12 protein-coding genes are annotated in these 22436 nt (G+C 75.6%); 10 read left to right on the top strand and 2 right to left on the bottom strand.

Annotation, left to right across the window (positions count from 1 at the left end; all coding sequences use genetic code 11):
- Positions 1-31: 31 nt before the first annotated feature.
- The gene (locus tag CP973_RS29450; protein ID WP_150250452.1) at positions 32-955 is read right to left on the bottom strand and encodes an LLM class F420-dependent oxidoreductase; all 924 of its coding nucleotides are present in this window, start codon (positions 953-955) and stop codon (positions 32-34) included.
- Positions 956-1144: 189 nt separating this feature from the next.
- Between CP973_RS29450 and CP973_RS29445 the strand changes: the two genes are divergently transcribed.
- The gene (locus CP973_RS29445; protein WP_150246924.1) at positions 1145-2752 is read left to right on the top strand and encodes a 3' terminal RNA ribose 2'-O-methyltransferase Hen1; all 1608 of its coding nucleotides are present in this window, start codon (positions 1145-1147) and stop codon (positions 2750-2752) included.
- Positions 2749-5442, top strand: a complete 2694-nt coding sequence (locus CP973_RS29440) for a polynucleotide kinase-phosphatase (protein ID WP_167538537.1) — start codon at positions 2749-2751, stop codon at positions 5440-5442. The genes CP973_RS29445 and CP973_RS29440 overlap by 4 nt, the downstream gene beginning before the upstream one ends.
- A gap of 136 nt (positions 5443-5578) precedes the next feature.
- Here the strand turns inward: CP973_RS29440 and CP973_RS29435 are convergent, their stop codons facing one another.
- On the bottom strand, positions 5579-6859 hold the full coding sequence (locus CP973_RS29435) for an erythromycin esterase family protein (protein ID WP_150246923.1): 1281 nt from the start codon (positions 6857-6859) through the stop codon (positions 5579-5581).
- A gap of 801 nt (positions 6860-7660) precedes the next feature.
- On the opposite strand from CP973_RS29435, the gene CP973_RS29430 reads away from it, so the two are divergent.
- The 8 genes from CP973_RS29430 to CP973_RS29385 all read left to right on the top strand — a co-directional run bounded on the left by CP973_RS29430 (position 7661) and on the right by CP973_RS29385 (position 22430).
- Positions 7661-8422, top strand: a complete 762-nt coding sequence (locus CP973_RS29430) for a Crp/Fnr family transcriptional regulator (RefSeq protein WP_150246922.1) — start codon at positions 7661-7663, stop codon at positions 8420-8422.
- Between the two features lie 66 nt (positions 8423-8488).
- On the top strand, positions 8489-9511 hold the full coding sequence (locus tag CP973_RS29425) for a hypothetical protein (protein ID WP_208853328.1): 1023 nt from the start codon (positions 8489-8491) through the stop codon (positions 9509-9511).
- Positions 9508-11796: a hypothetical protein gene (locus CP973_RS29420; RefSeq protein WP_150246921.1), complete on the top strand. Its 2289-nt coding sequence runs from the start codon at positions 9508-9510 to the stop codon at positions 11794-11796. The genes CP973_RS29425 and CP973_RS29420 overlap by 4 nt, the downstream gene beginning before the upstream one ends.
- A complete protein-coding gene (locus CP973_RS40515; protein ID WP_208853327.1) occupies positions 11793-13163 on the top strand; it encodes a hypothetical protein in 1371 nt (456 codons plus the stop codon). Before CP973_RS29420 ends, CP973_RS40515 begins: the two co-directional genes overlap by 4 nt.
- On the top strand, positions 13160-13717 hold the full coding sequence (locus CP973_RS29400; RefSeq protein ID WP_244410066.1) for a Pycsar system effector family protein: 558 nt from the start codon (positions 13160-13162) through the stop codon (positions 13715-13717). The genes CP973_RS40515 and CP973_RS29400 overlap by 4 nt, the downstream gene beginning before the upstream one ends.
- Positions 13714-16134 (top strand): vWA domain-containing protein, encoded by a 2421-nt coding sequence (locus tag CP973_RS29395; RefSeq protein ID WP_150246920.1) that lies wholly within the window; start codon positions 13714-13716, stop codon positions 16132-16134. The genes CP973_RS29400 and CP973_RS29395 overlap by 4 nt, the downstream gene beginning before the upstream one ends.
- Positions 16135-16245: 111 nt before the next feature.
- Positions 16246-19740, top strand: a complete 3495-nt coding sequence (locus tag CP973_RS29390; RefSeq protein WP_150246919.1) for a tubulin-like doman-containing protein — start codon at positions 16246-16248, stop codon at positions 19738-19740.
- Positions 19737-22430 (top strand): hypothetical protein, encoded by a 2694-nt coding sequence (locus CP973_RS29385; protein WP_150246918.1) that lies wholly within the window; start codon positions 19737-19739, stop codon positions 22428-22430. The genes CP973_RS29390 and CP973_RS29385 overlap by 4 nt, the downstream gene beginning before the upstream one ends.
- Positions 22431-22436 lie beyond the last annotated feature (6 nt).

Genomic DNA, 22436 nt, shown 5'->3' with positions numbered 1-22436 from the left:
GGACCCCCAAGGATTCCGGAACTCCGAGGGCTCACCCCACCTGCGGCATGACCTCGGAAGCGATCAGTTCCAGCTGGTCGAGGTCGGCCAGGTCGAGCATCTGGAGATACACCCGCTGCGAGCCCACGGCCTGGAAGCGGCCGAGGCGTTCGACGACCTCGGCGGGGGAGCCGGCCAGTCCGTTGGCCTTCAGCTCCTCGACCTCGCGGCCGATGGCGTCCGCGCGGCGCTTGACCTCCGCGTCGTTCTTGCCGACGCAGGCGACCAGGGCGTTGGAGTAGACGAGCTCGCCGGCGTCGCGGCCGCGCTGCTCGGCGGCTGCCCGTACCCGCTTGAACTGCTGCTCGGTGTCGTCCAACGAGGCGAAGGGGATGTTGAATTCGTCCGCGTACTCGGCGGCGAGCGCGGGTGTGCGCTTGACACCGTGCCCGCCGATGAGCACCGGCACCTTCGGCTGGGCCGGCTTCGGCAGCGCGGGGGAGTCGGTCAGCCGGTAGAACTTCCCGTCGAAGCTGAAGCGTTCACCGGTCGGCGTCTTCCACAGCCCCGTGATGATCGCGAGCTGCTCCTCCAGGCGGCCGAACTTCTCCTTGGGGAAGGGGATGCCGTACGCCCTGTGCTCGTCCTCGTACCAGCCGGAGCCCAGGCCGAAGTCGATCCGGCCGCCCGACATCTGGTCGACCTGGGCGACCTGGATGGCGAGCACGCCGGGGAGGCGGAAGGTGCCGGCCGTCATCAGGGTGCCCAGCCGGATGCGGCGGGTCTCCCGGGCCAGGCCGGCCAGGGTGATCCAGGCGTCCGTCGGGCCGGGCAGGCCGTCGGTGCTGCCCATGTGCAGGTAGTGGTCGGAGCGGAAGAAGGCGCCGTAGTTCAGGTCCTCGGCGGCCCGGGCGACGCGGAGAAGGGTGTCGTAGGTGGCCCCCTGCTGGGGCTCGGTGAAGATCCGGAGTTCCATGCCGACCATCTTGCCCTGCACCCGCCGGGTGGCGGGAACAGGCACGGCACCGGGGTCGCCGGCGAACGCGGATGCGGGCGGCCCCGGCCCGCCGCCCTCGCCCGCACCCCCGCCCCCACTCGCCCCCACCCGTTCCCACCTGCGAAATGACTTTGTCCCGGGCCTCCGCGCCGCGCGATACTCGTACGCGTGTTCCTGACGATAAGCACCACCGGCAGCGACGGGCGCCCCGCGACCGACCTCGGATTCCTGCTGCACAAGCACCCCGGCAAGGCGCAGGCGTTCTCGACGGCGTACGGCACGGCCCATGTGTTCTACCCGGAAGCGGACGACGGCCGGTGCACGGCCGCGCTGCTCCTGGAGGTGGACCCGGTCGCGCTGGTGCGGCGCGGCCGGGGGAAGGGCCGCGGCGGCGCCCCCGACTCGGCGCTCGCGCAGTACGTCAACGACCGTCCCTACGCGGCCTCTTCGCTGCTGGCCGTGGCCCTGAGCACGGTCTTCGCCAGCGCGCTCAAGGGGCAGTGCAAGGCGCGCCCCGAACTGCCCGCGCAGCCGCTGCCGCTGCGCCTGGACCTGCCGGCGGTGCCCGCGCGCGGCGGCGCCGACCTGGTGCGCCGCCTGTTCGAGCCGCTGGGGTGGACGGTGCGGGCCGAGCCGGTGCCGCTGGACGCGACGTTCCCGGAATGGGGCGACTCGCGGTACGTACGTCTCGGACTGGAGGGCGAGCACACGGTCGCCGAGGCGCTGCGGCATCTGTATGTGCTGCTGCCGGTGCTGGACGACGCCAAGCACTACTGGGTCGCGCCCGACGAGGTCGACAAGCTGCTGCGGGCCGGTGACGGCTGGCTGGCGGACCACCCCGAACAGAAGCTGATCACCGGCCGTTACCTGGCCCGCCGCTGGTCGCTGACGCGCGACGCGCTGGAGCGGCTGGAGCTGGCCCGGCTCGCCGAGGCGGACGACACGGCCGCGGAGGAGATCGACAACGCGGTGGAGGAGCCCACGGAATCCGGGGCGGAGGAGACGCCCGGCACCGACGCGGCGGACGCGGCGGAGCCGGCCGAGGCCACGGCGGAGCAGGCGGCCGACGGCGAGGAGCGGGCCGTCCCCCTGGCCGTGCAGCGGCGGGCCGCGATCCTCGGCGTGCTGCGGGAGGCGAAGGCGGCGCGGGTGCTCGACCTGGGCTGCGGGCAGGGCCAGTTGCTGGCCGAACTGCTCAAGGAGCCGCGGTTCACCGACATCGTCGGCCTGGACGTGTCGATGCGCGCGCTCCAGGAAGCGCGGCGCCGGCTGCGGCTGGACCGGATGCCCGAGCGGCAGTCCGAGCGGCTGCGCCTGGTGCAGGGCTCGCTCGCGTACACCGACGCCCGGCTGAAGGGGTACGACGCGGCCGTGCTGAGCGAGGTCGTCGAGCACGTCGACCCGCCGCGGCTGTCCGCGCTGGAGTACGCGGTCTTCGGCGCGGCCCGGCCCCGTTCGGTCGTGGTGACGACGCCGAACGTCGAGTACAACGTGCGCTGGGAGTCGCTGCCCGCCGGGCACGTACGCCACCGGGACCACCGCTTCGAGTGGACGCGGGAGGAGTTCCGGGCGTGGTCCCGGGAGGTGGCGCGGCGGCACGGGTACGAGGTGGAGTTCCGGCCCGTGGGCCCGGACGACCCCGAGGTGGGGCCGCCGACCCAACTGGCGCACTTCCGCCTGACGGCGGAGCGGATGCCCGTGCCCGCGCCCGCCCACCCCGCCTCCGCGCCCACCCCGTCCACCGCACCCGCCCCCGCGAAGGAGGCCCAGGCATGACCGGCACCACCCCTGCCCACCGCCCCGGCGCGGGCGGAAGCGACTCCCCCGACGGCGGCGGCCGTACGGACCGCCGCCCGCTGGGCGTCCCCGACCTGTGCCTGGTGGCGCTCGTCGGCGCCACCGGCTCCGGCAAGTCCACGTTCGCCGCCCGGCACTTCAAGCCCACCGAGGTCCTCTCCTCGGACTTCTGCCGCGGGCTGGTCAGCGACGACGAGAACGACCAGAGCGCCAGCGGCGACGCCTTCGACGTGCTGCACTACATCGCGGGCAAGCGGCTCGCGGCCGGCCGGCGGACCGTCGTCGACGCCACGAACGTGCAGCACGAGGCGCGCGCCGAGCTGGTCCGGCTGGCCCGCGAGCACGACGTGCTGCCGGTGGCCATCGTCCTGGACGTGCCGGAGGAGGTGTGCGCGCGGCGCAACGCGGCCCGTGCCGACCGGGCCGGGCTGCCGCGCCGCGTCATCCAGCGCCACCAGCGCGAACTGCGGCGCTCGCTGCGGCAGTTGGAGCGCGAGGGCTTCCGCAAGGTGCACGTGCTCAAGGGCGTGGAGCAGATCGAGGCCGCGGAGCTCGTCACCGAGCGGCGCTTCAACGACCTGCGGCACCTGACCGGCCCGTTCGACATCGTCGGCGACATCCACGGCTGCCGCTCCGAGCTGGAGACGCTGCTCGGGCGCCTGGGGTACGACATCGAGCGGGACGCGCTCGGCCGCCCCGTGGACGCCCGGCACCCGCAGGGCCGCACCGCCGTGTTCGTCGGCGACCTGGTCGACCGCGGTCCGGACAGCCCCGGTGTGCTGCGCCTGGTGATGGGCATGGTCGCCGCCGGGCACGCGCTGTGTGTACCGGGCAACCACGAGAACAAGCTCGGCCGCTACCTCAAGGGCCGCAAGGTGCAGCACAGCCACGGCCTCGCCGAGACCGTGGCGCAGCTGGAGCGCGAGGACGAGGCGTTCCGCAGTGCGGTCGGCGCCTTCATCGAGGGCCTGGTCAGCCACTACGTCCTTGACGGCGGTGCGCTGGTGGTCTGCCACGCCGGACTGCCGGAGAAGTACCACGGGCGCACCTCCGGCCGGGTGCGGTCCTTCGCGCTGTACGGCGACACGACCGGCGAGACCGACGCGTTCGGACTGCCGGTGCGCTACCCGTGGGCCGAGGAGTACCGGGGCCGCGCCGCCGTGGTCTACGGGCACACCCCCGCCCCGCGCGCGAGCTGGCTGAACAACACCATCTGCCTGGACACCGGCTGCGTCTTCGGCGGCCGGATGACGGCGCTGCGCTGGCCCGAGCGGGAGCTGGTCGACGTACCGGCCGAGCGGGTCTGGTACGAGCCGGCCAAGCCGCTGGCCAGCGAGGCGCCGGGCGGCGCGGACGGGCGGCCGCTGGACCTGGCCGACGTCGCCGGGCGGCGGGTCGTGGAGACGCGCCACATGGGCCGGGTCGCCGTCAAGGAGGAGAACGCGGCGGCGGCCCTGGAGGTCATGAGCCGGTTCGCGGCCGATCCGCGCCTGCTGCCGTACCTCCCGCCGACGATGGCGCCCTGCGCGACCTCCAAGGAGGACGGCTACCTGGAGCACCCGGCCGAGGCCTTCGCGGCGTACCGGGCGGACGGCGTGCGGGAGGTCGTGTGCGAGGAGAAGCACATGGGCTCGCGGGCCGTGGTCCTGGTGTGCCGCGACGAGGCGGTCGCGCGGGAGCGGTTCGGTGCCGCGGAGGGCGTCAGCGGCGCGGTCTACACCCGTACCGGCCGTCCGTTCTTCGACGACCCGGCCGTGACCGAGCAGGTGCTGAAGTCCGTACGGGAGGCCGTCGAGGGCGCGGGCCTGTGGGAGGAGCTGGCCGCCCCCGCTCCAACGGCCGCCCCCGCTCCAACGGCTGCCGCCGCGTCCGGTTCCTCCGGCTCCGGGCACTGGCTGCTGCTCGACGCCGAACTGCTGCCGTGGTCGCTGAAGGCGGCCGGGCTGCTGCGCGGACAGTACGCGGCGGTCGGCGCGGCGTCCGGCGCGGCCTTCCCCGGGGCGCTGGACGCGCTGGAGGCCGCCGCGGCCCGTGGCGTGGAGGTGCCGGACCTGCTGGCGCGCCAGCGCGAACGGGCCGCCGACGCCGCCGCGTTCACCGAGGCGTACCGGCGGTACTGCTGGCCGGTGGACGGCCTGGAGGGCGTACGGCTCGCACCGTTCCAGATCCTGGCCGCGCCGGGCCGCAATCTCGCGGCCGTACCGCACGACGAGCAGCTGGCCTGGCTGGACCGGCTGGTCGAGCACGACGGAACGGGCCTGTTGCGTCGCACCGGCCGCCTCGTCGTCGACACGGAGGACGAGGCGTCGGTCGCGGCGGGCATCTGGTGGTGGCTGGATCTGACCGCCGCCGGTGGCGAGGGCATGGTCGTCAAGCCGCTGGGCGCGCTGGTGCGCAAGGGCGACGGGCGGCTGGTGCAGCCCGGCGTCAAGTGCCGCGGCCGGGAGTACCTGCGCATCATCTACGGCCCGGAGTACACCCGCCCGGAGAACCTGGAGCGGCTGCGCGTCCGCCACCTCGGCCACAAGCGCTCCCTCGCCCTGCGCGAGTACGCCCTCGGCCTGGAGGCACTGGACCGCCTGGCCGACGGCGAGCCCCTGTGGCGGGTGCACGAGGCGGTGTTCGCCGTGCTGGCGCTGGAGTCGGAGCCGGTGGATCCGCGGCTGTAGGGGCGGGGGCGGGCCCGGTGGACCCGCGGCTGTCTGGGCCGCGGGGGGCGGGCCCGGTCGGATGCGGCCGGGCCCGGTTCGGGCGCGGCCGGGCCCATCCCGGGCGCGGCCGCCAGGGCTCATCGCGTACCGCGGCTCACCGCTCCGCAACCGGCAGCACCCGCGAGCACGTCGAGCGGGCGACGAACGCGATGCCGTCGTAGTCCTCCGCCGGTACCAGCGGCGCCACGTGGAACCGGTAGGCGAAGCGCGGCACGTTGGCGCCGAAGCTGCGCTGGGCCAGGGCCGACCGCAGCCACCGCGCGGCTTCCGGCGGCGAGCCGCCCGTGGTCAGGCCGACGTAGAAGTCGCCGGGCACGGCCTGGGCGAACCGGGCCTCGACCGTCCGGGTCCCGGTGCCGATCCGGTGCCGGAGCGGCGGGCCGTGGACGTCGGTGCCACGGCGGGCGAGGAAGGAGCCCTTGCCGAAGAGGAGGGCCAGCGCGTAGTAGGCGTCGCCGTAGCGCGCGCGGAGCCTGCTGCCGAGCGCGGGCACCCCCGCGCCGTACGTACCCTTCGCGATGTGCCCGTTGTGCGCCCAGACGATGACGCGGGCCCGGGGGTTGGTGTCCACCAGGCGCGCCACGGCGTCGGCCATGTAGCGGTCGCGTACGGCGAACACGCTGTCCTCCCCCGTGGGCCGGCCGGGGGAGCGGGTCACCAGGTCGGCGGCGCGGACGAGGATGCGCGCGTGTTCCAGCGCGTCGTCGACCGTCGCCGCCGGCTTCCGGCCGCCGTCCTCACCGGCCGCCGCGATCCGCTCGGCGCACGTCTGCCGGTGGCCGGCGATGAAGTCGGCGAGGGCTTCGGCGCGGGGTACGAGGGTCTGCCGCAGGTCCGGCCGGGAGGCGGGGCGGGCCTGGGCGAGCACCGTCAGGTCGCGTACCTGTGCCGCCCGCTCGGGTGCCGCCCGGTCCAGGAAGGCGGTGACCGCCGCGACCGAATCGGCGCAGCGCTGCGGGTCCGTACCGACGAAACGCACCCGCCGCTCCTCGGGCAGGCCCTCGTTGTGGGCCCGCAGCCACTCGACCAGGTCGAGCATCTCCGCGGTGCGCCAGGTCCAGAAGCCCAGCCGGCCGATCAGGCGCGCGGGGTCCCCGGTGCCGTGGCGTACGTACGTGTCCAGGGCGCGGGCCGCGGAAGCGCTGGCCTCCATGGCGAGGACGGTGAATCCCTCCTCGCGCACCAGGAACTCCACCAGCCGGTGCTTGAGCCGGAAGAACTCGTGCGTGCCGTGGGTGGACTCGCCGAGGCCGACGATGCGTACGCCGCGCAAGGCGTCGCCCAGCGGTCCGAGGTCCCCGTGGGGCGTGCCCGGTTCCAGCGCGTCGAGTGGTCTGGCGTGCTCGGTGAGCCAGCGCGCGAGGTCGTCGGGCACCGTCGTGCTTCTCCTGTCTGCGTGTCTGCGTGTCTGCGGGCGTTCCGGCGGGGCCGTGGGCCCGTCGGGGAACGGGGCCGGTGCCGGTGGCTGCCTCCGGCACGCCGCGCGGATGACCTGGAGGTCGCCCACGGCGTCCGGATGACCATGCTGGGAATACACGTCGGCGGTATCGACGACAACTTCGGCCACGCCTGCCCGACCGTATTCGGCCATCCGCGCCTCGATGCCCCGGGGTGATCCGTACATGAAAGCGCTGAAATCGACCAGGGTGCGAGTGCCGAGCTTCGGCCGGCCGCAGCCGGGCGCCCGGAAGGCGAGGCAATCAGCAGGACGGCTGACGGAATGGGCGGGCGTTGACGGCAAATGCATTGTTTTGGACATTAGTTCGTCATTCGGGTGCGCTAACCAGCTGCATTTGTAAGTGAGTTGCTGCCAAAGCGAACCCTCACCGTAATCGCGGCGGCACTCGCGGTATGTGCCGCCGCCGCGCTCCCGGACGCGTCGAGGCACATGTGTTCGGGGAGGTCAACGCCCTTGTGAATATGTCGAGTTGAGGTGCCGGGGAGCGTTGACGGAGCCTGGTCGGGTCCCTACTGTTCTGTAACTCAACCGAGCGCAGCTCGATCAATTCACGCAAGAACCTCGCCGGTACCGAAAGAAATCAGAGCCGTGCCCATTTCTCCGCCACGCTGAGGAACCGGGGCGGGGCCCCAGGGCGACCACATGCACAAAGGCGGAACACCCAGGGGCCCCGGGCGTCCGGGGACGAGGTGAGCGCAACATCGGGGGAGGGGACGGATGAGTCTCTTCGAGGACGGCAGACCCTTTCTGCGGGCACTGCCGGCGCAGGACCGGCGGGCGCTGCTCGCGCTCGGCCGGGCCCGTGGTTACGCGCCGGGCGAGGTCGTCCTCAGGGAGAACGACACCACCACCTTCGTCGTGGCGATCGTCGGCGGCTGGGCGAGCGTGTCCCTGGAGACCGAGCGGGGCGTACGGCTCATCCTCGCGCTGCGCGGCAGCGGCGAGGTCGTCGGTGACCAGGCCGCCGTAGACCACCGCCCGCGCAGCGCCACCGTCACCGCGCTCGGTCCGCTGGACGGGGTGGTCGTGCCCGGCGACCGGTTCCGCGGCTATCTCGCGGCCCGGCCCGTGGCGACCGTACTGATCATGCGGCAGTTCAGCTCCCGGCTGCGCAGCTCGGACGGCGAACGGCGGTCGCTGGCCTCGGAGAAGGTGCTGCAACGGCTGGCCGCGCGCCTGGTGGAGCTGGCCGAGCGCACCGGACACCCCGGGGAGAACGGTGTGGACGTCGATCTGCCGCTGCCGCAGCACGACCTGGCGGCGGCCGTCGGCTCCACCCGCGAAGCGGTGGCCAAGGCGCTGCGGCTGCTGCGCGAGCAGGGCGTCGTACGGACCGGTCCGCGGCGGCTGGCCGTGCTCGACCTCGCGCTGCTGCGGCTGCTCGCCGAGGGGCGCGCGGCCGGCGGGCGGCCGGTCGGCGGACGGACGGCGGGCGGGCCCGCCCCCCTGCGTCCCGAGGAATCCCCGCCGGCTGTGTAAACGGCTACAGCCACCTTCTCCCGCCCCGGCCATGCTGCTGCACGTCGGCACGAACCAGGAGGTCCAGTGAGCACGGAAGCCTTGCACCGACTCGTCGTCAGCGGAGACGTCTGCGGATCCGGACGGCTGGGGCTGCGTGCCAAGCTGCGGATGCGCGAGGCGATGTACGACGTCTTCGAGGCGGGGTTCGCCGCCGTCGGCGTCACCGAGGAGTCCTTCCACCTGGAGGACCGCGGGGACGGCGTCCTCGTCGCGCTCGACCCGCGCGTACCCTCCGCCCAACTGGTCGGCCCCTGGCTCGAAGGGGTCTACCAGCGGCTGCGGCAGGTCAACGAAGGGCGCGCGGAGCCGCTGCGGCTGCGCGTCGCCATGCACGCCGGGCCGGTCGCCCGGGACGAGAAGGGCCTGGCGGGCCGCGCGGTGGACCTCGCCTGCCGGCTGTGCGACAGCGACACGGCCAGGAGCGTCATGCGGCTCGCGGACCGGGCGCCGCTGCTGTTCGTCGTGTCCGACTCGCTGTACCGCGACGTGGTGGCGGAAGGCGGCACCTGCATCGAGCCCGAGCACTACCGCCGGGCACGGGTGTCGGAGAAGGAGACGGAGGAGGAGGCGTGGTTCCACGTTCCCCGGCTGCCGTCGCCGCCGCTGCCGGACGAGACCGCACAGGAGGCGCCGCCGGACACGGCGGTGCGGGCGCCGGAGCGGCCGTGCGCGACGGGGGTGCGCGCGGCCCAGGGCCCGGTGCCGGAGCAGGGCGGCGGGGCGGGGCATGGGGGTACGGTCCCGCCGCCCGCTTCCGGGCCCGGACCGGCCGCCGGTACGGCCCCGGCGCCCGCTCCGCGGCCCGCCGCGTACGCCACCAAGTACCACTTCGGCCACATCGGCGGCAGCAACCAGATCTACGACGGCAACACGTTCAACGGGGACTTCACCGGCGTACGGCACCCCGACGCCGTCGCGACGCAGGGCGAGACCGTAACGGCGCGGGGAGACACCGCACCGCAGCGGACCGCACCGCAACAGGCCGCAGTGGACGGCACCCAGGACGCCGCCGAGAACGGCACCGGACCCGAAGGCGGTGCCCGGTGACCGATGCCGACGACGGGGCCGCACCCGCCGGTGAGCAGCCCCCGCCGCAGCCCGAGGGCCGGCCCGCCAAGGACGACGACGCCGCGAAGGGCCCCAAGGACGGCCGGGCCGACAGCCCCGAACAGCCCGAGGAGAAGCCGCGGCTGGACGCCCCCAAGGGCAGTCCGCTGGGCGGCGCGGGGGAGGCGGGCGGCGCCCGCACCGCCCGCGAGGCCCGCACCAACCTGCACGTCGAGGGCGACAGCCAGATCTACGACGGCAACACCTTCTACCAGACCCAGATCCGCGTCGGTGTCGGCGCCGACACCGTCTTCGTCGACGGGCCGGTGCCGGACGAGGAACTGGAGCGCCTGGCCCGGGTCTACTGCCCGGCCCCCGGCTACGACGCGATGCGGACCCGGCTGGAGCGCACGCACCTGCTGGCGCTGTGCGGCGAGCCCGGCACCGGCCGGACGACCACCGGCCTCGCCCTCCTCAAGGACACCGCCTCCGGGGTGTCCCGCCTGGACCCGGCCACCGCGCTCGGCAGCGTCGACCAGGAGAAGTTCGAGGCCGGCCGGGGCTATCTGCTCGAACTGCCCGCCGAGGACGCCGCGGTGTCCGGCGCGGCACCCGGCGCCGACCGGGGCGACGGCACCGGCCACCGGCCCTCCGAACTGCACCTGGACCGGCTCAGCGCGCTGCTCGCCGGGCGCGGCGCGTACGGCGTCCTGGTCGTGGGCAGCGGCGACTTCGCCGACCGGCTGGTGCGCGGCCGCTACGGCGCGCTGTGCGTGCCCCCGCCCGCCGACGACGTCCTGGAACGCCATGTGGCCGACCTGCTCGCCGACGCGCCGCTGGAACTGCGGCACCTGGCCCACGCCAACGCCCGGCGCCCCGACGTACGGCAGGCACTGGGCCTGGACGAGCTGCGGCCCGGCGAGGCGGCCCGGCTCGCCACCCACCTCGCCGCGCACGCCAGGGGCGACACCGACGACGCCCGGCTCCTGCGTGAGTGCGCCTGGTTCGCGCCGCACCAGGCACAGGAGTGGTTCGCCGGGGCCGACCGGCCCGGCACCCTGCCCGAGGCGCTGCCCGCCCTGCGCGCCGCGGCCCTGCGGCTGTCGCTCGCGGTCTTCAACGGCTCCGCGGAGAGCCTGGTGACCGAGGCCGGCGAACTGCTCGCCTGGGAGCTGGCGGTCACCCTCGACCCCCAGTACGCGCCGGGCCGCTCGCTGTTCACCGCGCAGACCGCCGCCCGGCTGGCCGCGGCCCGCGCCGTACCGGGCCGCGGCGTCGAGGACCTGGGCGACGCGGCCATCCCCGTGCGGGTGGCGCGCTTCCAGGGGCGCAGGCTGGCCACCGCCGTCCTGTACGAGGCGTGGGACGGCTACCACAACGCGCGCGGCCCGCTGACCCGCTGGCTGCGGTCCCTGTGCGACGACCAGCGCCCCCAGATGTGGGTGCGCGCCGCGATCGCCGCGGGGGCGCTGTGCGCCCGGGACTACCTCTACGGATTCTCCGAACTGCTGCTGCCGCTCGCCCGCGCCGACAGCCCGGTGCAGCAGATGGCCGCGGCCACCGCGCTGGCGGAGGCGTCCCGCGCCCCGGAGGTGCAGCCCGCCGTGCGCGGCCTGCTGCGCGACTGGGCGCGCGGCGACGACCGGGCCGCCCGCGAGACGGCCGCCTTCGCCCATGGGTACGGCCTCGCCGCCGGCTCGGTCGCCGCCTCGCTGGACGAACTGGGCCGGATCGGCTCCCGGGAGAACGACGGCAAGTCCGTGGACGCCGCCTCGTACAGCGTCGTACGGCTGCTGGCGGGCCCCGAACCGGACGTCGTGCTCAGGCGGCTGGCCCGCTGGCTCGGCGACCGGCGGCAGGCCCGGCAGAACCTCGCGCTGATGGTGGTGCTGCGTGCGCTGGCCACCCGCACCTCCCACCTGTGGGGGCTCAAGGACCGGCCCGCGCTGGAGCCGTACGGGGCCTGGCCGCTGGTGGCGGCGCTGCTGGCGGCGCACCCGGAGCGGGCGCCCTGGCTGGCGGACCTGGTGCACACCGCGCTCGGCACGGCGCGGTCGGGCGCCGCGGCGCAGGAGGAGACGGGCCGCTGGATGCGGCGGGCGGCCAAGGACCAGCGGCAGCTCGACGTGCTGTGCGCATTCCTGCCACGGCTGGTGGAGGAGCGGCGCGACCGGGACCGGTTGCTGCTGCTCGTCGCCCGGCTGGAGCGGGACAGTGACGAACCGCTCGCCCCCCGGGCGGCCGCGCGGATGCGGGCGGTGCTGGAAGGAGAGGGACGACGATGACGCAAGACGGCCGGAACGGCGGGCGGCACGGCCAGGGGCCGGCGCCGGGCGCGCCCGCGGGGCAGGGGCCGGGGGGCGGAGCTGCGGTGCGGGGGCCGCTGGTCCAGGAGTACGAGTCGGCCGGGCGGTTCCGGCGGCCCAGCATGCAGGTGGCCGCGGTGCTCCGGTACGAGAACGGCGGCTACAGCGTGGTGTGGCCGGACCGCCGCGAGGATGTCAACAAACCGCTCTTCCGCGGCCCGTTCAGGGTCATGGAGGTGCGGATGGGCTGGCACGTGACCGAGTTCCGCACCGAACTGCCCGCGGCGGGCGACGCGGAGTCCTTCCGCGCGTCCGTGGAGGTGCGCTGGCGCGTCGTGGACGCCTACGCGACGGTGTGCGCCAACGTCTGGGACCTCGCCGGGTACTTCTCGCCCGTGCTGCTCAAGGCGCTGCGCGGGGTGACCAGGCGCTACCGCATCAGCGAGGCGGAACGGGCCGACCGGGCGGTGGAGGCCGAGCTGGCCGACCTGCGGCTGGGCGAGGAACTGGGCCTGCAGACCGAGGTGTTCGTACGGATCGACCTGAGCGAACGCGGCATCAGCGCGGAGCGGCAGCGCACCGAGATCGACCACGAGGGCGACCTCGCGCGGCGGCAGCACGCGGAAGAACTGAAGAAGGAACGGCGGGAACAGGAATTGACCCGGATGCGGGCCGCTGAGCTCCAGGAGGTGCTCAGCGGCAGCGACGACAGCCGGATCGCGTGGTTCATGGCCCGGGACAAGGCCCACGCCTGGGACATCCACCAGGCGATCCTCCAGGAGCGCCGCGAGGAACGGGCCCTGTCCATCGAGACGGTGTTCCGTTTCGTCGACGGCGGCCTGATCGAACGGCACGACCTCAACGACCAGACCCTGGCCGCCATCGACTTCCTCCGCTCGACGACGAGCGGGGTGGTCGGGCGGGCTGCCGACTCCTTCCTGGAACCGCCGCGGCGGCGCGCGCTGGAGGACGGCGAACACGGCGCCGAGCGCGAACGGGTCCGCGAGCGGCAGCGGATGGACTGGGCGCACGAACCCGATCCGGACCCCGGAGAGGACTCCGGACGGGGGCTCGCGGAAGGGGAGCCGGGGGACGACGACGGCCGGTACGCCGCCGGGAGCCGGTACCCCAGCGACGGCCGGTACACCACCGACGGCCGGTACGCCACCGACGGCGGGTATGCCGCCGAGGGCCGCGGCGACACCCCGTACGACCAGGACGACCGCGGCCGGGTCTACGAGCCCGACCGCGTCCAGCCCGCCGCCGAACGCGACGACCGCCGCGACGACCACCGTGACGAGCCCACGCCGCGCCGCGGCCGGGGACTGGACTGGGGGGACGTATGACCACCGGCGCTCCGCCCGCCCCCGTATCCGCACCCACACCTGCCCACGGGGCCTGCCACTGCGCCGCCTCCGGCCCCTCAGCGGGCACCGGCCCCGACTTCGTGGCCGAGCGCCTGCTGAAGGTCGTACGCGAAGAGATCAGCCGGGCCGACACCAAGGCGTCCGTCATGATGACCGGCGCCATGGCGGCGCTCGTCCTGGTCTTCGGCCGGGACGGGCAGGTCCTGGCGATGCCCGCCGTCCGCGCCGCCCTGCTCGTCACCGGCACGGTGCTCTGGACGCTGGGCATAGCGATGTTCGTGGCGGCGGTACTGCCCCGCACCCGTACGGCCGCGGACGGCTGTCTGACCTTCGTGCCGCAGCTGACCCGGGGCGCGTCCGCCGAGACCCTGCTGCCGCGGGTCGCCCTAGCGGGCCTAGACACCGGGCAGTGGGCCGTCGAGCAGGCGTGCGCCCTCGGCCGCATCCTCGGCGCCAAGTACCGCTGGCTGCGCTGGGGCGTCGGCTGTCTGGCCGCCGGGGGCTCCTGCGCACTGGCCGGAGGACTGTGGTGAACGCGACGCACCGGACCCGGCCGGCCGCCGTACGGACGCGGCGCGGGGTGCGCCGCGCCCTCGTGGCGGCCCTGACCGCACTCTGCGCGACCGTGCCGCTCGGCCCGCCGCCCGCCTGGGCCGCGCCCACGCCCACCGCCCCGACGGCGGGCCCGGCGCCCGTCGACTTCTCCGTCGTCGTGGACGCCTCGGCCAGCATCGACAAGGACGCGCTGGCCCGCGAGGCCGAGGCCGCCGCGCTGATCGGCCAGGGCGAGATCTCCGAACGCTCCCGGGCCGGCGTCATCGGCTTCGGCAGCGCGGAGAAGGAGGGCCAGCAGCCCGTACGGGAAGTGTGCCCGCCCACCGTCGTGGATGCCGCGGGCCGCCAGCGCATCAGCGACTGCGCCCGCCGCCTCACCGACCGCGCGGGCGCCGGCCTCGGCCCCGGCACGGACTTCCCCGCCGCCCTGACCCAGGCCCTGACCCGGCTGCGCGAGAACGGCACCGAAGGCGCCGCCAAGGTCATCTTCCTGCTCACCGACGGCAAGCTGAACGTCGAGGACAGCCCCGCCTACGGGGCCGACCCCGCCGCCCGGCGCCAGGAGGGCGAGAAGCGGCTGCGTGAGGTGCTCGACCAGGCGCGCCGCGAACACGTGCAGATCTGGCCGCTGGGCTTCGGCAAGGGCATCGACAGGAAGGCCCTCCAGCAGATGGCCGACGGCGGCTACCGCGACGGCTGCGCCGACCTGCCCGGCGCCCGGCCGCGGCCGGAGGTCGTGGACGGCGCGGCGGACGTGGACCGGGCGCTCCAGGGCGCGTTCGCCGCCGCCCGCTGCGCCCGCGTCGAGCAGGGCACCAGCGGCAAACCGCCCGGCGAGCTGGAGGTGACCATCCCGCCGATCGCCACCGACGGCTCGATCACCGTCACCAAGCGCGATCCGCGGGTGACCGCCACCTACTACGACCCCAAGGGCCGCAAGGTGCCCCTGCAAGGGGAGTTCGACGGCTCCCGCTTCGAGGTCAGCGGCCAGGACGGGCCGGTCGAGGCGCTGCGGGTCAAGGACCCGCTGCCGGGCAGGTGGCGGGTGAAGCTGTCCGCGCCCGAGGGGCACCGCGACCAGCCCGCGACCGTACGGGCCATCTGGCAGGGCGTGCTGCGCTCGTCGGTCACCCTGGAGCCGTCCGCGCCCCGCCCCGGCGAGAACGTCGTCGTACGGATGCGGCTGCAGACCCGGCGCGGCGTGGTGATCACCGACCCCGGGCAGCTCGCCGGGGTGCGGGCCGCGGCCCAGCTGTCCGGCGACGGCTTCGAGCCGGTGGACGTGCCGCTGCGCGACGACGGCCGGGGGCCCGACGGCAAGGCCGGTGACGTGCTGTTCGGCGCCTCGGTCACGGTGCCGAGGACGGCCACCGGCGCGCTGCGGCTGACCGGCGCGATCGCGGCGCCCGGCGTCACCGGTGACCGGCGGCCGTACGACACCCGCGTCTCCTCGGGGCCCGCGCCGGTGGTGGCGGGGGTGACGCTGGAGGGCCACGACGTGCACCCCGGCGGTACGGTCGGCGGCAAGCTCGTCGCCCGCAACAACGACAGCCGGCCGCACACCCTGCGGCTGGGACTGGCCGACCAGTCCACGGCGGCGGCCCTGCGCATCAGCCCGGCCACCGTCACCGTCGCGCCCGGCGCCCAGCAGCCGGTGCCCTTCACCGTCTCCTTCGGCTCCGGCGCCCCGCCGGGGGACGCCGGCGGCCGGATCACCGTCACCGACCGCACCGACGGCGGCCGGGAGGTCGGCGCCGCCTTCCTGACCGTCACCGTCACCCCGGCGCCCACCTGGTGGGACCGCTGGTGGTGGGCGGTCGTCGGCGGTGCCGGGCTGCTGCTCGCGGCGGCCGTGGTCATCGGCATCCACATCTGGTACCGCCTCGCCCAGGGCTCGCTGCAAGGGCTCGTCCTCGAACTGCGCCGGGACGGCACCACGCTGGGCGAACTGAAGGTGCGCGGCGCCCGGACGCGGACGTTCTGCTTCGCGGTGGACCACCCGTCCTCGCCGCGCCCCGGCCTGCGCCGCCGGGACGCGGGCGCGGCACAGGCGTACCGGCTCCAGCGCCGGGGCGACGGGCTGCGGCTGCGCACCCCCAGGGGCGGCGAACAGCCGGTGCCGCGCGGCGCGCCCGTCTCCCTCGACCACGACCTGGAACTGTTCGTGCGCGGCGGGCGCGGGCCGGGCCGGGAGCGCACCGGCCCGGGACGCCGGCCGGGCCGGGCGGCCGGCGACCGGAGCACGGCGGGCCGGTCCACCGGGCGGTCCGGGCGGGGCGCCGCCCCGGGCGGGCGCGGCCCGTCCGCCAACGGCGGCGGCAGGCCGTCCGGCCCCACCGGGGCGGGCGGACCGGGCGGCGGGAGCGGATCGGCCGGATATGACTCCGCGTTCTGAGGCGCCCGCGCCACCGGGCGGCGGCCCGCGCACACCGCCGCCCGGACCCCCGGCAGCACCACATCTCGCAGCACAGGCCGCCCCCGACGGGCGGACGAGGGGAGCGACACCATGAAGATCTACCAGCCCATGCTGTTCGTGGGGCTGGGCGGCACCGGCGCCCGGATCGGCGCCGAGCTGGAGCGGAACCTGCGCCGCGAGCTGTGCGGGCCGGACGGCACCGACCTGGTCGGCCGCGGCAAGCAGCGGGTCCCCTTCCAGCTGCCGGACTGCCTGCAGTTCGTCTACGCGGACTTCAGCGAGGCCGAGCTGGACCGGCTGCCGCACCTGAGCACCCGCGGGCCCGAGGCGGCGGCGTTCGCCCGTACCTCCCGGGCCGTGCACAACCTGCTGCCCACCTACGACAACTCGCCCGAGATGACCCGCATGCTGCGCATCGCGCAGCACGACGAGACCGCCGGCTGGCTGCCGCCGAGAGTGGACGAACCCCGCGTCTCCCCGCTGCACACCGGCGCCGGGCAGCTGCCCACCGTCGGCCGGGCCGCGCTGTTCGCCACCATGCGCAACGGCCCCGACCAGGTGCTCGGCCCGCTGCGCGCGGCGATCGACGCGCTCAGCAAGTCGGCCGGCGACCTCCAGGAACTGGGCGGCGGGCAGATCCGCGGCTACGACGTGTTCGTGGCGTTCTCCGTCGCGGGCGGGACGGGCGCGGGAATCTTCTACGACTTCCTGCACCTGCTCGGGCACGCCTTCCACTCGGTGAACCTGCCGGGCGCCAAGATCTACCCGCTGGTCGTGATGCCCTCGGCGTTCCCGCCGGAGTCCGGCGGCGGCCGGGAGGCCGAACTGAACGCCGCCCGCGCGCTGGTGGACCTCTCGCACCTGGTCGACGACCAGAACGCGGCGGACGCCACCGCCGACCTCGGCGACGTCGAACAGCGCGGCTCGCTGAGCGTGAAGTACCCGGAGATGGTGCCGGTCAGCCTGCGCACCTCCACCGTCCAGACGGCGTTCCTCTTCAGCCGTACCGCGGGGATGCGCCCCGACGACCTGCGCCGCTCCATCACCGCCATGGTCACCTCGCTGATCGGCACCGACCTGGGCGAGGAGAACTCCCGCGGCCGGGCCGACGACGCCTACCAGTCCTTCGCCGCCAGCTTCGTCAACCGCGGCACCAGCCGGTCGGCCGCCGCCGCCACCGGCATCGGCCTCCAGGGCATGTCCACCGCGCTGGCCGCCTCCATGACCGTGCCCGTCGACGAACTCGCCGAGATCGTCGCCGCCCGGATGCTCGCCTGCGCCGTACGCGGCCTGGTGGACCGGGCGCGCCAGGGCGGCGCCGACCAGCGCGGCCTGGTCGCCGAGGCGTTCAAGGAGTCCGGCATCGAGGACGTGTGGGTCCGGGACGCGCTGAAGGTGGAGGCGCCGGACCCGGTGCCCAAGGGAGCCAAGGCCATCAGCCAGGCACTGCGCGACCGGGTCGGCGACATGGAGGACCAGCTCGCCCAGCTCGACCGGCAGCTGGACCGCCGCTCGGTGGAGCTGGCGGAGCGCTTCAACCCGCGCCGCGGCCTGCTCACCTTGCTCAAGAAGCACGACCCGTTCCGCCTGGAGCGGGTGTTCACCGGCAACCCGGGCGACCGCGACCGGGTCGCGCAGGCCGGCTTCTCCGGCATGCTCGACAACCGGCGCAACCGCCCGCAGCGCCCCGAGGGCGTGGACACCAGCCCGCCGCAGGTGCCGCGCATCGGCCGCCGGATGGGCGGCGTGGTGCCCGCGCGCTGGGGCGACCCCGAGGTGGAGGCCGCCCTCCAGGAGCAGGACGCCTGGTACCGCTGGGCGGCCTGCCGGGTCTGGCACGCCCGCTGGAAGGAGCAGGAGCCCCGCTGGCGCCCGCTCGCCGACCGGGCCATGAAGGAACTGACCGCGCTGGTACGGGCCTTCCGCGACCACGAGGAGGAGGAGAACGGCCTGTTCCGCGAGCGGCGCCGGGAGCTGTACCGCGAGGACCGCACGGGTGTGTCCTACCTCCTGCCGCCGCAGAACACCCTCGACGCCTTCTACGACGACGTCCTGACCCGTCTCCTCCAGCGCGAGGGCATCCCGGACAACCAGGACGAGGCCGCGCTGCTCGTCCGCATCGTCGAACCGCAGCACTGGGAGCACGCCCTGGAGGCCGTGCAGCGCTCGCCGCGCGCCGTCGTCAAGGAGGTGAAGCAGGTCCTGGAGGCCCGCATCAAGAAGCTGTTCGGGGAGGCCGGCGTCCACCAGGAGCGGCCGCTGCTGCCGTCCCTGGGCGATCTGCTCGCGGCGGCGTCCGGCGACGAGGAGTCCGCCGAGGCGGTGGACGAGAAGTGGCTCGACCAGTTCCGCTCCCAGCTCGCGGGCCTGCTGCCGGCCGGGTTCACGCCGGACGGCACCGGGAAGCTGAAGACGCTCATCGTGCGCCCGCAGACCAAGGCCAAGGGCAGCGTGGACCGTTTCCTGGAGCAGTCGCTGCTGCTGCCGCGCGACGAGAACCGGCTGCCCACCGAATTCCGCGCCGTGCCCACCGAATCCATCACCGTCGTGCTGTTCCGCAGCGAGATGAGCCTGACCGACATCTCCGAGGTGCGGCAGGTGCTGCGCCTGTGGGGCCGGGCCAGGGAGCGGGAGGGCCGCGAGGACCACCTCCAGTGGCGCCAGCGCACCGGCTACCGCGACTCCTGGCTGGCCAGCACGGAGAGCGACCGGCAGCGGGTGCTCCAGCGCATGCTGTGCGCGATGTGGAACGGCCGGGTCGAGGCCGTCGGCGACCCGCTCTCCCCGGACAGCGTCTGCTTCCGGCTGCGCGGCGGCGACTCGGCCACCATGACGCTGGCCCTCCAGCCGTACGACCGGGACGTCTCCAGCTGGTCCGACCTGCTGCGGGCCTACGAGCGCTGGGCGCTGCTGGACGCCGGGTCGGCGGTCAAGGACTTCTGCTCGGTGCTGATGGAGGCCCTGCCGGAGGGGCTGAGCACCACGCCGAGGGAACCGGACCCGCTGTTCTGGACCTTCCTGCGCGAGGTCGCCCCGGCGCAGGCCGCCCGGCTGCGGCAGCGCGCCCGTGACCTGGACGCGGAGGACCAGGACTGGATCGAGCCGCTGCGCCACTTCTGGACCACGACCCTGGACGGCGCGCTGGACCTGCGCTTCCCCCGGAGCCTGCGGGCCAACCGGCCCTCGTTGCGCGCCCTGGCGCAGGCGCAGGCACAGCCGCGCAAGGGCGGCGGCTCCCCGCCCCGGCTACACCGGGCCAACGGACACCAGCCGGCCGGGGAGGAGCGGGCGCGCGAGACCCGGCCGTACGCGACCGATCCGTACGCGGCCGACGCACACGTGACGGACACGCACCCGACCGACACGCACCCGACCGATGCGTACGGACCCGGACGGCACGGGCCCGGACGGCACGGGCCCGAACGGTACGCGGCCGACCCGTACGAACCGCCGCCCCGCAAGACGGGCGGACCGCACGAGCCGCGGCCGGAGCCCGAGGGGACGGCGCGCCCCGGGGACCGTGCCGAGGACGGCCTGTGGGCCGACCCGTGGGACGAGGAGCCGAGGGAGGAGGGCCTGCTGTGAGCTCCCGTACCACCGCTCCGGTCGTCACCCTCGACCTGCGGGACGGCCCCGGGGAACTGGCCGGCGCGGACGGGCTGCACCGCGCCGTCCGCGCCGCGCTGGACGGCACCCCGGGCCGGACGGCCGACCGTTTCCTGCTGGTGGACACCGCCGACGGCCTCGCCCGCCACCAGCGGATCCACGAACAGGTCCTCGCCTACGGGCCCGGTCACGCGCTGTGCGTCGCGGTCGGCGCCCCGCCCGCGGAACCGGGCGACGGCATCGCCGTACCGCCCGCGCCGACCCCCTGGGCCCTGAACCGGCCCTCGCCGCTGCGCCCGCCCGCCGTGGGCGTGCTGTGGGTCCTCGACCCGCACGGCGGCACGGCCGCCGACCCCGCGCCGTGGGAGGACGCGGGCGCGCTCCGCCCGCTCCTCGAACTCCTCGCGGCGCCCGCCGTGTTCGACGCCGTGCTGCACGCCGTCTCGGAGCTTCCCGACGGCGTGGCCGTGCCCGCCCTGCGCGTCCTGGAGCACGACCTCTCGCCCACCGCACGCGCCCGCGTCTGGCGGCAGGCGCTGGCCGACCTGGTCGGCCAGGACGACCCCGGCGGCCGTATCACGGTCGCCGACCCGGAGGCGGGCGGCGTGCCCGCCGCGCTGGCGCCGTTGATCGGCACCGGGATGCCGCGGAGCGTGGAACGCGCGGAGTGGCGGCGCGCCGGCGGCGAGGCCGACGAGCGGTTCCGGGCCTGCGAAGCGGCGCTGGACGAGGCCGAGGAGGCGTACGAACGGCAGCGCGGCGCGGGCGGCCTGCTGCGCGGCGGGGGCGGGGACGCCGACCTCGCCGAGAGTCTGGACGCCGCCGCTGCCGAACTGGCCGCCTACCGCGAGACCGTCGCCGAGATCCTCCGCGACGGCGACGGCGTCGGGCTGCCCCCGGAACAGCGCCGTCGGCTGCACGAGCACGGCATCGACCTGCCGCGGGTGCCGGAGGCCGCCCGCGACCGGATCGGCCCCGGACTGCGCGGCTTCGCCCAGAACCTGCTGGCGCGCCGGCTGCCGCTGCGCTCGACGGCGGCCCGGCTCGGCGTGCTGGCCGACCTGGCCACGCCGACCGGCAGCGCGGCCCGCCTCGGCCGGCTCGACGAGCTGTGCCCGCCCGACCTGCCGCGGCAACTGGCCGGGCCACGGCCGTTCGAGGTGCGCGGCGCGGCCTACGGGGAGTTGGCGGGCGGCTGTGCCGTCGCCGCGGCGGCGGGCCTGTGGCCGGGCCCCGGCTGGGCACTGGGCCCGCTCACGGCGCTGGCCGCCGCCGGGCTGACCACGCTCGCCCTGGCCCGCCGCCCCGGCCGCGCCGGGGACGGGCACCTGGACGGCGGCGGCCGGTCGGGCGCCCTGGCACAGTTGTGCGCCGGGCTGGTCGGCGCGGCCATCGGCAGCACCCTCGGCCACACCCTCGCGGTTCCCGCCTGGCTCGGCCTGAGCGTGCTGCTGGTGGCGCTGATCGCGCTGCCGCTGCTGGCCGTACGCCGGTGGACCGCGGCCCTGGACACCTGGTGGGCGGCGGGCGGCGGCCCCGAAGGGCGGGAGGTGCTGCACTCCCTCGACGGGCTGCTGGCGGACGCCGTCGTCCACGACTGGCTGCTGGCGGACGCCCGCCTGTACTGCGCCGACGGGGCGCGGGCGGTGGCCGGGATGATCCGCCGCGCGGCGGACGCCGCCGAGGGCCGCGAACCGGCGCCCGCGCCGGGCCGCGACGGCGGCGCAGTACAGGCGGGCGCGCGGGCACCGTCGGCCGGCCTCCTGGAGGACGACTGGTTCGGCCCGTCGTACGACCGGCACACCGAGCCGCAGCCGTCGTACGACTCCTTCGAGACCGTCGATCCCCGGTACGACGACACCGCGCAGGGCTGGGACGACTGGGACGACTGGGACCGCGAACCGGAGCCCGGCGGACGGGACGGCGCCGGCGCGGCGGACCCGGACACCGCGCACGGCACCCCCTGGCAGGACCCGCTCGCCGACACCGTCCCGCCGCCCCGGCGGACGGCGGACGGCCCCGCGCCCGCGGCGGCCGCCACCCCGCCCGACGACGTGCCCGTCCCCTGGCTGGAGCGCGAAGCGGGCGACGGCGGGCCCGAGTTGGTCGCCACCCTCGTCGGCGACCTCGCCGACGGCATCGCCGGGCTCCTCGACCCGTACTGGGGCGCCATCGAACGCGACCCCGGCGCGGCCACCACACTCCCCGTCGACCGGGAGGTACGGGCCCTGATCGACGACGAGAGCGCCCGGCTGGCCCGGGACGGCGTCGCCGCGGCCCCCGCCTTCGCCCGGGACCCCGCGTCCCGGCCGGACCCGGCGGTGCTGCTCGGCCTCGCCCCCGACCGGGTCACCCGCGTCCTCCAGGCGCACGGCGACGGCACCGGCACCGTCCCGCTGTGCGCCGCCGAGCACCGCCGGGTGCTCTCCCGCGACCGGCACGCCGCCCGCGGGGTGCGCTTCGCCCCGGACGTGACCCGGCACGGCGACGGCCCGCCGCCCGCCGACGGGCACGGTCCGGGCACCGACGACCTGGTGTGGACCCCGGCCGGCCGGTACGCGGGGGTCTTCCGGCTGCTGCCGGTGCGCACCGGATCGGTGCGCACCGTCCGGCTGCGCGGTGACGACGGCGCCACCGGGCCGGAACTGTCCGCCAACGCGAACGAATGAGAGGAC

Origin of the sequence: Streptomyces albofaciens JCM 4342 (genome assembly GCF_008634025.1) — a bacterium.
GTDB classification, from domain to species: Bacteria; Actinomycetota; Actinomycetes; order Streptomycetales; family Streptomycetaceae; genus Streptomyces; species Streptomyces albofaciens.
Note: the sequence above shows the minus strand (reverse complement) of the source record. Positions and strands in the feature narration are given on the sequence as shown.